Source organism: Candidatus Ozemobacteraceae bacterium (assembly GCA_035373905.1).
GTDB lineage: Bacteria > Muiribacteriota > Ozemobacteria > Ozemobacterales > Ozemobacteraceae > MWAR01.
Map to the genome: position 1 here is coordinate 108,560 of DAOSOK010000007.1, position 14,077 is coordinate 122,636.

Annotated in this window: 10 protein-coding genes; 4 read left to right on the forward strand and 6 right to left on the reverse strand. The window is 60.8% G+C overall.

Annotation, left to right across the window (positions count from 1 at the left end):
- Nucleotides 1-123 precede the first annotated feature (123 nt).
- Nucleotides 124-1,113: a zinc ribbon domain-containing protein gene (locus tag PLU72_05150; GenBank protein HOT27553.1), complete on the forward strand. Its 990-nt coding sequence runs from the start codon at nucleotides 124-126 to the stop codon at nucleotides 1,111-1,113.
- A 467-nt stretch (nucleotides 1,114-1,580) separates the two neighbouring features.
- Here the strand turns inward: PLU72_05150 and PLU72_05155 are convergent, their stop codons facing one another.
- Nucleotides 1,581-3,965: a penicillin-binding protein 1A gene (locus PLU72_05155; protein HOT27554.1), complete on the reverse strand. Its 2,385-nt coding sequence runs from the start codon at nucleotides 3,963-3,965 to the stop codon at nucleotides 1,581-1,583.
- 317 nt (nucleotides 3,966-4,282) lie between these two features.
- Here PLU72_05155 and PLU72_05160 point away from each other — a divergent pair, with 317 nt between their 5' ends.
- Both PLU72_05160 and PLU72_05165 read left to right on the forward strand, forming a co-directional pair.
- Entirely contained in the window at nucleotides 4,283-5,566 is a 1,284-nt protein-coding gene (locus PLU72_05160) for a folylpolyglutamate synthase/dihydrofolate synthase family protein (GenBank protein ID HOT27555.1), read from the forward strand.
- A complete protein-coding gene (locus tag PLU72_05165) occupies nucleotides 5,553-6,713 on the forward strand; it encodes a DUF1343 domain-containing protein (protein ID HOT27556.1) in 1,161 nt (386 codons plus the stop codon). The genes PLU72_05160 and PLU72_05165 overlap by 14 nt, the downstream gene beginning before the upstream one ends.
- A gap of 214 nt (nucleotides 6,714-6,927) precedes the next feature.
- On the opposite strand, the gene PLU72_05170 is transcribed toward PLU72_05165, so the two are convergent.
- From PLU72_05170 to PLU72_05180, 3 genes are read right to left on the reverse strand one after another with little or no spacing between them, the layout of a single operon-like run.
- Complete coding sequence (locus PLU72_05170) at nucleotides 6,928-7,821, reverse strand: hypothetical protein (GenBank protein ID HOT27557.1); 894 nt, start codon at nucleotides 7,819-7,821, stop codon at nucleotides 6,928-6,930.
- Nucleotides 7,818-8,807 carry a hypothetical protein gene (locus PLU72_05175; protein HOT27558.1) on the reverse strand — a complete coding sequence of 330 codons (990 nt, stop codon included), beginning with the start codon at nucleotides 8,805-8,807 and terminating at the stop codon, nucleotides 7,818-7,820. Before PLU72_05175 ends, PLU72_05170 begins: the two co-directional genes overlap by 4 nt.
- Before the next feature lie 35 nt (nucleotides 8,808-8,842).
- Nucleotides 8,843-10,093, reverse strand: a complete 1,251-nt coding sequence (locus PLU72_05180) for an SH3 domain-containing protein (GenBank protein HOT27559.1) — start codon at nucleotides 10,091-10,093, stop codon at nucleotides 8,843-8,845.
- A 140-nt stretch (nucleotides 10,094-10,233) separates the two neighbouring features.
- Between PLU72_05180 and PLU72_05185 the strand changes: the two genes are divergently transcribed.
- On the forward strand, nucleotides 10,234-11,445 hold the full coding sequence (locus PLU72_05185) for an AAA family ATPase (protein HOT27560.1): 1,212 nt from the start codon (nucleotides 10,234-10,236) through the stop codon (nucleotides 11,443-11,445).
- 69 nt (nucleotides 11,446-11,514) lie between these two features.
- Here the strand turns inward: PLU72_05185 and PLU72_05190 are convergent, their stop codons facing one another.
- Nucleotides 11,515-12,273 carry a Stp1/IreP family PP2C-type Ser/Thr phosphatase gene (locus PLU72_05190; protein ID HOT27561.1) on the reverse strand — a complete coding sequence of 253 codons (759 nt, stop codon included), beginning with the start codon at nucleotides 12,271-12,273 and terminating at the stop codon, nucleotides 11,515-11,517.
- 17 nt (nucleotides 12,274-12,290) lie between these two features.
- Nucleotides 12,291-14,072 (reverse strand): protein kinase, encoded by a 1,782-nt coding sequence (locus PLU72_05195; GenBank protein ID HOT27562.1) that lies wholly within the window; start codon nucleotides 14,070-14,072, stop codon nucleotides 12,291-12,293.
- Between the last annotated feature and the right edge of the window lie 5 nt (nucleotides 14,073-14,077).

Genomic DNA, 14,077 nt, shown 5'->3' on the forward strand with positions numbered 1-14,077 from the left:
ACAAGCACGACGACTCGCCGGAAGCCCATAGGATTCCGGCGAGTTTTCTTTTGCGTTCCTCAGGAATTCTCTCCTCCCTGCCGATACGTGAGATGATCGTCTGCCCGCCGAAGGAGGAATCGCATGCAGTATCTGTGTCCGCGCTGTGACGCATCATTTTCAAGTCAGGACATCCAGTGCCCGTCCTGCGGATACATCTGGCTCGTTCCCTGCTCCTCGTGCGGGAAGCCCAACATTCGCGCCGCGAAGTTCTGCGGCCGGTGCGGGGAGTCAATGTCCAGGGTTTCGCGCATCTGGAACCGGATCTGCAGGCACTTCTCCAGGCCGTTCGGCTACAATGCCAGGCAGATCGGAACCGGATTCGCGTTCGGCGGACTGCTCGCCTTCTTCGCCTTCGGTTCTCTGGGCATGACCAGCCCGAACCATCGAGCCATCGCACCTGCCGAAGGCATGGCGGGCGTATCCCAGCCGGGCGTCGCGGACCAGGTTTCGGGCGTCGACTGCCTGACCGGGCTTCGTGACTGGCGGAACGATGCGGGCGAGGCTACGCGGGAGGCTTCCCTGAAGGACCTGATGCAGGTCGGCCGGAAAGTGCTGGACGGTCTTTCGGAAGACGGCACGGACGGTTCTCCGGCCGACTCGTCCAAGGACGCCGACAAGATCAGGTATCTTCAGGGCCTCCGTTCGGGACTTTCGGCAGAAGAGGGGAAGCCTCTCAGGCGCGGCGACGTCGCCCTGTTTTTCTACCGGATCGCGGGGAGCAACCTGAACGTGTCGCTCAGGGCGTTTCCGGAGACGACGTATTCCGACATTCCGAGGCACCACTACATGACCGTTCCCGTGCGCACGCTCGAAAGTCTGGGAGTGCGCATCGCGCGAAACGACGCCGTTTTCGGAAGCGATGACGCCATGACGGTCGGAAGTCTGGGGAAAATAGCGGCCGATTTTTTATCCCAGGCAAAGCTCCTCAGGAAATCCGACGATGAAAAGAAGAACACCAGGCAACGCCCGTCCAGGAAGGCGAAACCCCAGACGGCAAAATCCGCCCCCATCCTTCTTCATCACGAGCTCCATGAAAACGGCACCTGCAAATGCGGTGCTCTTCTCAACTGAGCGGTTCGGCCGTCCCGCACCGTCACACAGCCGGCTGTTCCAATTCAGGGACTGCTCCGGCTCGCGCGCCCGATGGCATCCGGAAGTGATCGCGGCGCCCCATCACTGAGAGCGCAAACCGCGGGAAGATACCCCGTACGCCCTGAGCCTGTCGAAGGGCGAGAGCCCTCGTGCTTCGACTTGCTCAGCACGAACGGAGACACGAAGCTGGTTTTTGATATGCAGGACTCAATAGGCGACAACTATCGCGTGTGAAATATATCGTATGCGCCCTAACATGATACGGCCATTCGCCCTGAGCCTGTCGAAGGGCGAGAGCTTTCGTGCTTCGACAAGCTCAGCACGAACGGCATCGAGACGGGATGAGTGTCGTGTTACGTTTGCGATGAGCAGTATCCTCCGCGACATATCGGAGAAACGTCATCCGACCGTGCGGCGACACCACATATCGTAAAAGATATATTCCGTTACCGGGCCGGCGTCTCGGGCTGGATGAAAACGCCGGGCTCGCGCGGTTCGTTCTGCTCTTCCTCGTCGTCGCCGACGGCCTCGGCGTTGGCCAAATCGTCGTCGCCATCTTCCTCGTCATCCGCGACATACCCAGGAGCGACGCCGACCATCGGCGGCTGGACGTTCCCCGTTCGGGCGGGCACGTCGGGCTTCCGGTAGTCGGCCTGGAAAAAGTCCGGATCGGGAGCGAAGTTCTGAGAGACCGTATCGGCGGTGAGGCCCGACGCGAACTCCACGCCTTCCTCGTTATCGATCGCGAACGTGCCGCCGCCGGAGTGGATGTGGCACTCGTTTTTCGGCACGGCCTCGATGGGATACACCTGGCCGTTGACGACTTCCTTCGGACAACCGGGCGAAGCCGGCTTTCCGCTCGTCATACAGATTTTCAGGCGAACGCCGCCGTCGGGGACGGGGAAATCGCTTTTCGGATAATCCTTGAGAACCTTTACCATGAAATCGTGCCAGACCGGGGCCGCCACCGTGCCGCCGGCCTTCTTGGCGCCGAGCGTCTTGGGCATGTCGTATCCGAACTGGACGATCGTCACGAGTTCAGGCGTGAACCCGTTGAACCAGGCGTCGACGTAATCGTTCGTGGTGCCGGTCTTCCCGGCAACGGCATGGCCGGGAACCATGGCGCGCTTTCCCGTTCCCTTCTCGACGGCCGAGCGGAGCATATCGACGAGCATGGCGGCATGAACGGCCTTCATTACCTCGCGGGCATGCGGCAGGGACTCTTCCAGGATGTTGCCGTCGCGGTCCTCGACCTTTGTGATGGCGACCGGCGTCGTGTAGATTCCCTGGTTTGCAAAGACGGCGTATGCGGAGGCCATTTCCAGGGGGGTGAATTGGCCCGATCCGAGGGCGAGCGAGAGGTTCGGTTCCATCGGCGAGCTGACGCCGAGTTTCCGGGCGAACCGGATGACTTTCGCCGCCGTCAGCTTGTCGAGCACGCGCACCGCAGGCACGTTGAAACTGTTCGTGACGGCCTTGATCAGGGTGACCGGACCGTGGAACTTGAGATCGTAGTTTTTCGGTGCCCAGACCTTGTGCGTCCAGGGGTTGGTATAACTGATCGGCTCGTCCACGATGATGTCGCCGGGAAGGGCCCCGTTTTCGAGAGCGCAACCGTAGACGAAGGGCTTGAACGACGAACCGGGCTGGCGCAGGGCCTGAGAGACGCGATTGAACTGCGAGCGTTCGAAACTGCGGCCGCCGTACATGGCCTTGATGTGGCCGGTCCTGACGTCGATGCAGACCAGAGACCCGTTCATACCCGGGTCTTTCTCGATCGGCCGGGATTTCATGATTTCGGCGTTATCCATGGCTTCTTCGGCATATCGCTGATAATCGATATCGACGGTGGTATAGACCTTCAGACCACCGTTATAGACCAAATTCGCGCCGTATTTTTCCAGGAGTTTGTCGCGCACGTAGGTGACGAAATACGGCGCGAGCATCGTCTCGGTCTTTTCTTTGGCGAGAACGAGCTGAAGTTTCTTCGCCTCTTCGTATTCGCCCGGGGAAATGAAGCCGAGCTCGACCATCTTCGCGAGGACGAGCTCGCGGCGCTGACGGTTGTTCTCGGGATATTTGAACGGGGAAAACGCGACCGGGCTTTTCGGAATGCCGGCGAGCGCGGCGCATTCGAGCAGGTTCAGGTCCTTCGGATCCTTGTTGAAATAAATCCGGGAGGCGGCATCGAGGCCGTAGGCCCCGTGTCCGAAGTAGATCTCGTTGAGATACAGCGTCAGGATCTCTTCCTTGGAGTATTTACGCTCGAGCTGGAACGCCATCATCGCCTCGATGAGTTTGCGTTTCAGCGTCTTCTCGCTTGTGAGGAACGCGTTCTTCACCAACTGCTGGGTGAGCGTGGAAGCGCCCTGCACGACTTTTCCCGCCTGCACGTTTTTCGCCATTGCGCGCATGATGCCGACGACGTCGATGCCGTAATGCTGATAGAAGCGTTCGTCTTCGATCGCGATGACGGCATGGCGCATCTTGTCGGGAATCTCGTTCGCCGCGAGTATGCGCGTGCGGTTCTCTTCGGCATGGAGCGACGCCAGGGGGCGGCCCTTGCAGTCGAACAACTGGGTGGTCAGGTTCGGCCGGTAGGAGCGGTCAGAGACGATGGGGATCTGTTCGGAAAATCCCTTGACGATTCCGATGATGGCGCCCGTCACGACGATGATCGCGATGACGGTCAGGGCGAATCCGAGTTTGAAGAGAAACCAGAGCCACCCGATGATCCACTGGGTTACGGACAGGGACTCTTCTTCGTCGTCGTTCTCGACGTCGTCGATGTTTTGCGTTTCGAGAGGCTCTTGCTCATGCGGTCTGATCATAAAATGCTCCCACAATACGTGAAAACGGCAGAGTACTATACTCACATCGGCAGATTCAAGGCCTGCGGTAAGAACAAACCTTTTCTTCCCTCTGAATGTGTCGTTCGAACATACATTCCACGAACTCCCTGAGCTTGTCGATGGACGAGAGCCTCTCGGGTTTCGACAGGCTCGAGATTGCGAAACGGGGCCTCGGCATGATGGAATTCACCGACTCTCGGAGAAGCCCCCGGGTTCCGAGCTTTTCCCGGTGCCTCGTTTCTGCTATAGTGGCGGCGCCTCGGACGAGGCATATTTTGTTGTCGGAAAGAACGCACATGGACTTCACGAGCGCGATCGAGTGGCTTAGCAGCCGCGATCTCATCACGGGCCCCTTCGGGCTTCACCGCATGGAGTTCCTGGCCGAGCGACTCGGCAACCCCCAGCATGACGTGCCCTGCGTCGTCATCGGCGGCACGAACGGGAAAGGATCGGTCACGGTCCTTCTCGAGTCGATGGTTGCTTCGGGAAACGTCTACCAGACAGGCGCAACCGTTTCGCCCCATCTCGTCTCGCTAACCGAACGCATTCGCATCCAGACGGGCCACCTACCCGAGGCGGAATGGGCCCGCGGCGTCGAAGCCCTTCTGGATATCGTGAAACTGATGGAACGCGAGCCCTCGATCGGAGCCCCGAGCTTTTTCGAGATCATCACGGCCCTGGCCCTGTGGTCGTTCCGCGAAACGGACCGCGATCTCGCGTTCGTCGAAGTCGGCCTCGGGGGCAGGCTCGACGCCACGAACATCATTCACCCCGAGGTATCCGTCATCACCAACATCGGAACGGATCATCAGGAGCTTCTCGGCAGCGATCGTCCCTCGATCGCCCGAGAAAAGCTCGGCATCGTTCGCCCCAAGGTGCCCCTGATCACCGGTGAATCCGACCCGGAAATCCTCCGGCTGTTCGGCGATGTCTGCCGCGAAAAGAAGATTCCGTTGCATCCGGTCGGAAACTCCCGGGGCTTCAGACTCCTCGAAAGCACACCGACGGGGCACCGGCTGATCCTCGACGGCCGCGATGCGGAAACCTTCCTGCCGCTCCCCGGCGAGCACCAGCTGAAGAATCTCGCGATCGCCCTCGAAGTGATCGCCTGTCTCCGGAAGCACGGGTTCGACCTTCCGCCCGATGATATAGCAGGAGGTGTAGAATCTGTTTGCTGGCCGGGGCGACTGCAGTGGATCGACGGCGCGCCCCCCGTCCTGCTCGACGGTGCGCACAACGAGGAAGGACTCTCCTCGCTCACGGCATATCTCGACGCGTTTCCCCCGAAGCGGCCGCTCCACGTCGTTTTCGGCGCCCTGCAGAAGAAACCGGTTTCGCGCATGGCGGCCGAATTGGCGAAACGCGCCGACTCGCTGGCGTTCGTCGCGCCGTCGACCCCGCGAGCCCTTTCCCCGGAAGATTTCCGGGCGCTGGTTCTTCCGTCGGACCCCCGCTGGGTACTGCACGAAACGCTCGATGCCGCCCTCAACGCCGGCGCCGCGTCCGGCACGATCCTCGTGACGGGGTCGCTGTATCTCGTCGCCGACTATCTCAGGACCCACCCGCATGACCACGTTTGACTACGGGCTCGAAGCGTTTCTCTCGGCGACCGACGTCGGCGGGCGTCTCGGCCTCGTCACCAACGCGACGGCTCTCGACCGGCGCGGCGTCCACCTCGTCGACCGGCTCGCCGATCACCCCCGCCTCAAGCTGACAGCCATCTTCACCCCCGAGCACGGTTTCGGGGCGGATGCGCCGGACGGCGAAGCCGTGGCGAGCTCGACGCACCAGAGGTATCGCGTTCCCATCCACAGCCTCTACGGTCCCCGAAAAACGCCGTCGGCGGAGGAATTGAACGGCATTGACCTGCTGGCTTACGATATCCAGGACGTCGGTGTGCGCTTCTACACGTATATCTCGACCTTGAGAAACACGATGGAAGCCGCGGCGGAGCGCGAAATCCCCTTTCACGTCCTCGACCGTCCCGACCTGCTGGGCGGCATCGACGTCGAGGGGCCGATGCTTCAGGCCGGCTTCGAATCCTTCGTCGGACACCTTCCGATCCCGCTCCGATACGGACTCACGCCGGGCGAGCTGGCCCGCTGGTGGAATTCCCGTCTCGAACGTGCGGCGGCCCTCACCGTCTGGCAGTGCCAAGGCTATCGGCGCGGAACCGCCTTCGAGCAGCTTGGCGTTCCCTGGGTGAAACTCTCGCCGAGCATGCGTTCGACCGCCACCGCCAGGTTCTACCCGGGCACGTGCCTGTATGAAGGCACGAACCTCTCCGAAGGCCGGGGCTCCGAGGCGCCGTTCCAGATTCTCGGCGCGCCGTGGGCCGACCCCGATGCCTGGATCGAAGCTCTCGCGCCGCTCCTGCCGGCTGACGTACGCGTCTCGCCGGTCACGTTCAGGCCGACCTTTTCGAAGTTCGAGGGCGAGGCATGCCGGGGCATCCGCTTGGACACCGGCTCGCCGCTCCTGCACGATGCGTTCGGAATCGGTATCATGACCCTGTCGGCCTTCATGCGATCGCATCCCGGACGTATCGAGTTCACGACACGACCCAGCCTCCCGCACCCGTTTTTCGACCACCTCGCCGGCAATTCCTGGGTCAGGGAAGCGCTGCTGGCCGGGGCTCCCCCGTCCGAGATCGTCGCCCGTGCGAACGCCGAACATCAGGCGTTCGCGGCCGAGAGGCAGTCGTTCTGGTTGTATTCCGGCTCATGATGCGTAGCGGCGACAGACGATGCGTCCCGTACGCTGGGCGACGAGTATTACGTGCAATATCTAGTGTTTCCGCTTCGACATGACACCCCCGTTCGCCCCGAGCCTGTGGACGGGTGAGAGCATTCGCGCTTCGACAGGTTCAGCACAAGCGCGACGTGAAACAATACTCCCCGGTCCGCGCGGATCGGGGAGTATTGTATTATACAATATTATATCAACCCTGAGGAACCTCGAAGGCGATCCTGTTCAGGACGAGGCCGTTGCCGTCGCGTTCGAGCACGAGAAGGGCCCCGCCGGCGTCCCAGGCGAGATCGCGCGGGCAGACGGGGGCGGAAACCGGCAGTTTCCAGAGCATCCTTCCGTTCTGGCCGATGAGGGCAACTTCGCGGGATGCCCCGACGTAGTAGGAGACGAGCAGTTCGCCCTCGGGCCCGGTCGGTCCGAACGAGATCCCGGTCGGGTCGAACTCGGCGGAGAATTTGAAGATCTTCTTCATCTGATTGCCGAACCCGTCGATGAGCGTCGCTTCCCAGGCACGAAGGCCGGGCCGGGTCATGCTCCACAGAAAGCCGTCCCGCAGCGGCATGGAGAGATAGTTGCCTGGTATGACGACGGAGTCGGTCGCCCGGGGAGCGAGATAGAAAGAGCTCTTGCCGCCCGACAGAAACCCCTCGCCGTTCGCGATGTCGATTCTGACGGCGGCGAAGGGGCCGGCGGGCCAGTCGGCCGGCTTCGCTCCGATCAGCGTTCCGTCGGATAGCAGCGCAACGACCTTGTCGCCGCTCAGGGCGAAATCGAGCACGGTTTTTCCGGCGGTTTCGAGAGGCGTTGCGGGCGTTGTTTTTCCGGTGAGGAGGTCGGTCCTGGATTCGCGGCCGTCCCTGTACACCAGGATGGCCGTTTTCGCACAGGTCCTGATGCCTACGAGAGCCCCTGAATCGACGCCGGGAAGCGTCGCCACGGTCTCCTTTCTGATTTTCAGGGCGGCCCAGGGATCGACGGTCTGCGCCTTCGCCGGAGATTTCGGCGCCTCGGGAGCCGCCGCAACCGGGAAGGTCGCACAGGCGAGCGCGATTGCGAGGAACACTGCTTCGGCGGTTCGTTTCACTTGTCACCCTCCGCGGTCAGAGACACGATCCTGAAGGCGCCCTTCGGAGCCTTGTCAAGGTCGGCGGCGGCACACCAGAGAACGCCGTCTTCCCCGCGCGCGAGATACCGGTTCATGCCCTGGGGCGGCCTGACGGAAAACTTTTTCAGCAGGGCGCCTTCGGGACCGAACGAATACACCGTAATCGCGCCTCGGAACCCGCCGGCCGGAATGAACGAAACCGCGATCCCGCCGTCCCGCTCATGCCACCAGAGGCGGGGGTTCTGAAGAGCCGGCAGACCGAGATGGACGGCCTTTTCGAGCCGGCCGTCGGCTGAGTAACGCTGCCAGACGTAGCCTGCGCCCTCGACATACACGATGGTGGAGAGCCGGTCCTGCGCATCGACGGCGAAACCCGACCGTTCCCATGGCAGCTCGCGAAGAAGTTTCCCTGCGGGATCGAAAATCGAGATGACGGCCCTGCCGAAATCACCGACGTACAGCCTTCCGGTCGGGCCGACCTCGAGCTGGTGGATCTGCGTGAACAGGCCTGGTTCCTGACCTCTGCCGCCGACCCGCGCGATTTCCCTGCCGGCCGGAACCGACAATTTCCTGACGAACAGGTCAGCGCCGTCAGCCACCCAGGCGGCTTCGACCTTGCCGGCCTGGTTCTTGACGAGGGCGATATCCTCGAGAAGCGTGTCGGTTCCGACGCCGGGCACCTTCATCGCACCCTTGAGGGCGCCGCCGGCGCCGAGCCAGAGGAGACGGCCGCCGATCGAGTCGGCCAGCCAGAGATCGCCATCGTCGAGCCGGAACGCCATGGGTCCAAAGGGAGACGCCTCCTCGATTTTCGGGTTCACCTTGTCGTTGTAATACCCGACCTGGGACGGGCCCGTGCCGTAGGTGAGTTGCCAACCGGGAGGAGCCCCCCAGGCCGTCACAGCAAGAACTCCGGCGAGAAGAAGCCCGAGTCCCGAGTGGTTCGATGTTCTGTTCCCGTGCATGTTGTCCTCGATGTTTTCGGAATGTACAGACCGGCTCAGCTTTTCCGCATGACCCGGGTGACCGGCCCGATCGACGAAGGTTCGGAGAGGCGCGGCGTGCGGAGACGGGACGAGTTGTTCATCGCCATGTAGCTGTTGCCTTCCTTCACGATGATGCCGATGTGCGTGTCGGGGTCTTTCACGCCGTCGCCGGTGTAATCGTACGTTTTCCAGAGAATGACGTCGCCTTCCTTGTAGGGAGGCGCCGAAACGTCCTTCCAGCCCTCCGCGTGAAGCATGTCGACCGTCGATCGGCAGTTGAGGGAGACGCTGTCGATCGCGCCGGCGTTCTTGAGGGCCGTGGTGACGACCTTGGCGCAGGCGAGATTGCCATAATCGACGTCGGCGGTCCTGAACCTGGTGCTGCCGATCAGCTTCCTGGCTTCAGACACGATTCTCTGCTGCAGAGAGCCGGAAGATGCCGTCGTCGGAGGAGCGGAGGTCGAAGGAGAGCCGGGCCCCCCGGTAACCTCGTTGCGATTCTTCGTGACATAATTGGAATGCACATACCGCGTTTTCCCGTTGTATTCGATCTGGTACCAGTCGTCGACCTTGCCCGTGACGCGCACGGCGATGCCGTATGGCAGGGTGGTATCGATCGCTCCCCACGGGGCGGTTCGCACGTTCAAACCTATATCTGCCGTTACATATCCGATAAAGTCGTTCTTCTCGACGTTCGAGGCCGGGGCGGCCGGCTGGTCGGTGTCGATATACTGGCGGGAAACGAAGGCCTCGTTGTCGCCGTATTTGATCTTGTACCAATCCTTGGTCGCGCCGAGGATCTCGACGGATTGCTGGTCTTTCAGGGTGCCGATGATGTCGCCGCCCGGGACGCGCCGCACGTTGAGCCCGAGGCGGGCGTTCACCCATCCGCTTTTCGGAAGGGTCTTTTTCGGCTCGCCGTCGCGGAGCACGTAGGTGGAGTGCACGAACGCGGTCTTTCCGTTGTATTCGATCTTGTACCAGTCGCCGAGCTGGCCGACGATGGTGACCTTGTCGCCGGGGCCGAGCGATCCGAGGACCTCGCCCCAGGGGCCGGAACGCACGTTCAGCGAAGTCGAGACATCGATCGTTCCCTTGACGCGCTGGCCTTCCTTGATGACGGGAAGTGCCGGTGCCGTCGCGGCCTGCGCCTCGTCGTCTATCTTGACCTGCTTGCCGGAGAAGGGGTTCTCGCCTGCCACGACGGGCATCGTGACGGCTGTCATGAGCATCAGAAGTGACAATATGAGGTATCTGGCTTTCATACGCGATTCTCCCCTGACGAGTTATGTCTATTCTACCCCAACTCCCGCAAAAAAGTTTCACCCTTCGAAATAAAGTTGCGGCTCACGGGGCCCTTCTCTTATACTTCCGCATGTGAAATTCACGAGAGGATGTACGCACGATGATTGACCTGAAAACGTTTCCGTTTTTCAGCACGCTTCCGCGCCACGAGGTCGAGAAGCTCAAGAACACCTGCCGCATCCAGAAATACACCTCCGGAACGAAAATTCTCCTCGAAGGCGAGGAGGTCAAGGAGATCCTGCTCGTCGTCGAAGGCCAGGTTTCCGTCGTCAAGACCCACGAGGGCCGCAAGAAAACGCTTTTCACCCTCGATCCGGGAGACACCTACGGCGAAGTCGAAGTCCTGAACGGAACCCCGGCCCTCACCACGCTGATCGGGTATCAGGACTTCCAGATCCTGTTCATCCCCAAGATCGACGTTCTCCGCCTGATCGGCCTCAACGCCGGCTTCGCCCGGGAACTCCGCTACCAGTACACCCGACGCGCATCGATCCTGCTCGAGCAGGGCATGAGCAAGGCGCCTCTCGGGCAGGTGATCACGTTCTACAACGCCAAAGGCGGCGCCGGCAAATCTGTCCTGTCGGCGAACACGGGAGTCCTGCTCGCGAAAAAGTGGCGAAAACGCGTCGTCCTGCTCGATCTCAACCTGGCTTTCGGCGACCAGGCGATCCTCCTCAGCCTGCCGAACGACAGGAACATTTACGAGCTACTCACACAGGGCGGCCCGCTCAGACCCGAGAAGATCGAAAGCCAGCTGACCGTCCACAAATCCGGCTTGAAAGTCCTGCTCCCGCCGCCGCTCCCGGAATACGCCGAGAAGATCCGCATCGAATTTATAGAGCAGATTATTGAATCGCTCCGGACGAACTACGACTACATCATCATCGACACGCATAACCAGTTGTCGGAACTCGAACTCCGGCTCCTCGAAATCAGCGACCTGATCCTGCTGATCATGACGATGGAGCTCACCTTCGTGAAGAACACGAAACTGCTCCTCGAGCTGTTCCAGCGGATGAAAATCCCGCGCGAGAAGGTGAAGGTGGTTCTCAACCGAGCCTTCAAGACGCTCGGTCTCGAGCCCTCCAGGGTCGAAAATTCGCTCCGCTATGCCATCAGCTACTTCATCCCGAGCGAGGGCGACATCGTCATCCCCTCGATCAACAAGGGGTCGCCGTTCGTGCTCGACACGCCCGAAAACTCGCCCCTCAAGCTGTCGGTCGAGAAGCTGTGCCAGTGCCTCGTCGGCGAGGAACCCGACAAGGGCACCTGGAACATGTTCTCGATGATCAAGGACGTCTTCGGCCTGTAACGTTTTCGGCCCGAAGGACACCGGGCCCGTGATTCCGATGGAATCACGGGCCCGGCGTGTATCGAACCGTCACCAGCCGAGGAGTTTTTTGAAAAAGCTGGTTTTCTTGGACGTCACCTGAACGATGACGACCGACACGTTGTCCCTGCCGCCGTTTTTCAGGGCCTCTTCGACGAGCATGTTCGCCGTTGCGTCGGGTTCGAGGTTCTTCGAAAAAATCTCCTCGATCTTGTCGTCCTTCACTTCCTCGGTAAGGCCGTCGCTGCACAGCAGAAACACGTCGCCGTTCCATACCGGTCCGGATGTGATGTCGACCTCGAGCTTCGACGAGCAGCCGATATAGCGGGTGATCTGGTTGCGGTAGGGGTGGCCCTTCTTTTCCTCTTCGTTGATCAGGCCGCGAATGAACAACTCCTCGACGTAGGAGTGGTCGCGGGTGACCTGTTTGAGCTGGCCTTTCCGAAAGAGGTAGATCCGGCTGTCGCCGACATGGGCGACGAAGAAGTTCTGATCGCGGAGCATGAGAAGAACGCAGGTGCAGCCCATCCCCTGCTGGTCGGTGTTGCCCGAGGCGGTCGCGCGCACCTTCTCGTTCGCGGCGAGGAACGCCTCGCGGATCAGAGCCTCGACGTTGTCGCCGACCTCCTGCTGGATGAGTTTCGAGGAGATCACGTCCCTGGTGATATTCGACGCGACTTCACCGGCTTTGTGGCCTCCCATGCCGTCGGCAACGAGAAAAACTCCGTCTTTATCGGTTGTAAGGAAGGCGTCCTCGTTGTTCGAGCGGACCTTCCCGATATCGGATTTACCGAAAACCTTGTATTCCACGTTCCTCCCCTCCCCTGTTACAGCTGTTTTACGATCTGGAGGATTGCCGTCTGATCGGGATCAAGAAACAGGGAAAGGTCGTAATACTGCTTCGCCTTTTCCCTGTTGTTTTCCTTGCGGAAATAGTCTCCGAGCGAGTTCAGCATCAGGATATCATTCTGGTCGATATACCAGGCCTTCGTGAGCGTGTCCAGCGACTCCTTCATGTTGCCGCGGGCCATCTGGATACGGCCGAGCATCGTCGTGAAGAGGATGTTGCCTGCGTTCTGGGCGGAGCGAACCTGGTAATACTGCTCGGCATGCGCCAGGTAGCCCTTTTCCGCCGCATAGCGTTCCCAGGCGAGATGGACATCCGGTTCCTGCTTCCACTGGTCGAGGAACCGGTCGATGTCCTGAAGGGCGTCCTGCTGCTGGGCAACCTGCTTGGCTTTTTTCGGATCAACGGAACCTGCGGCCGGGAGATCGTCGAAGACGGCAGCGGCCTTCTTGTCGAGATCCGCGACGATTTTCCGGAGTTGGCGGCTGATCCTGAGGGTCGCGCGCGCCTGGAGATCGGCCCTGACGGACTGCGAATGGTATCCCGGGAGATCGTAACCGATCTTGTAGGTGCCTGGAGCGAGCGTCAGAGAAAACGGACTCGAGCCGATCTGTTTTCCATCGACCAGGACCGTAGCGCCCGGCGGAACGGACTCGACGACGAGAATGCCCTGGGTATACACCATGTAGCCCTTGAGCACGCCGAGGAAGGAGATCGTGAAGAGGACGACGAGTCCGACCATGAACATCGTGTTGCGGACCGGTTGCGAGGCAAGGGCCTGCGTCACCTTCGTCGTCCGTTTCGAGACGGAATCGGCGATATCGGACTCGGTCTTTTCCTTCAGGCCGTCTTCGGGCATCTCCGACGGCATGGTGGAAAGATCGACGCTCTCGACGTCGGCGGTAACGGGCTCTTCCGGTTCGTCCATCCGCTTGAGGGCTTCGATCATCTCTTCGCAGGTCTGGAAGCGGTCTTCCCGCTTCTTTTCCATAGCTTTAAGAATAATACTGTTCAGGCGCGGCGGGCAGGCCGGATTCACTTCGATCGGCGGCTTCGGTGGTTCCTGGATGTGCATCAGGGCGACGGAATTCGGGTTGTCGGAAACGAACGGCAGGGTTCCGACGACCATTTCATAGAGGGTGACGCCGATCGAGTAGATGTCCGACCGATGATCCATGTCGCGCTTGCCGAGGGCCTGCTCGGGGGACATGTAATCGGTCGAGCCGAGCGTGAGACCGCTCCCCGTCTTGCTGGTGTTCAGTTTCGCCTTGGCGATGCCGAAGTCCGTGAGTTTGCCCCTGCCGTCGGAGGTCAGAAGGATGTTGCTGGGCTTGATGTCGCGATGGATGACGCCCTTGGCATGGCAATGCGACAAGGCTTTCAGGGCGGTGGAAATAACATCGACGATGAATTCGAGCGTGAAGCCCTCATCAGAGTGAATCTTCGCCTCGAGGGATTTCCCGTCGATGTATTCCATGATGAAGTAGGGCGGAAGCCCCTCGCGCTCGCAGATCTCCTTGCTCGCGATATCGATGATCTCGACGATATTCGGGCTTTCCTTGAGCCGCTCCATGGTTCGGGCTTCGTCGAAGAAGCGGCTGACGACGTCGGGCTCGTTGATCCATTCCTCGAGAAGGAATTTGACGGCCGCCTTTTTTTCGAGCACCGTGTGCTGGGCGAGATACACGGTGGCAAATCCCCCGTCGCCCAGTTTCTGGACGATGGTGTAATTGCCGGCCCGCTTGCCGTTATAGTCTGCCACGGAGC

Excerpts from the sequence above, each read along its gene's own strand:
- PLU72_05160 (HOT27555.1), top strand. The coding sequence starts at position 4,283 with ATGGACTTCACGAGCGCGATCGAGTGGCTTAGCAGCCGCGATCTCATC.
- PLU72_05155 (HOT27554.1), bottom strand. The coding sequence starts at position 3,965 with ATGATCAGACCGCATGAGCAAGAGCCTCTCGAAACGCAAAACATCGAC.
- PLU72_05150 (HOT27553.1), top strand. The coding sequence starts at position 124 with ATGCAGTATCTGTGTCCGCGCTGTGACGCATCATTTTCAAGTCAGGAC.
- PLU72_05175 (HOT27558.1), bottom strand. The coding sequence starts at position 8,807 with ATGCACGGGAACAGAACATCGAACCACTCGGGACTCGGGCTTCTTCTC.
- PLU72_05180 (HOT27559.1), bottom strand. The coding sequence starts at position 10,093 with ATGAAAGCCAGATACCTCATATTGTCACTTCTGATGCTCATGACAGCC.
- PLU72_05185 (HOT27560.1), top strand. The coding sequence starts at position 10,234 with ATGATTGACCTGAAAACGTTTCCGTTTTTCAGCACGCTTCCGCGCCAC.
- PLU72_05165 (HOT27556.1), top strand. The coding sequence starts at position 5,553 with ATGACCACGTTTGACTACGGGCTCGAAGCGTTTCTCTCGGCGACCGAC.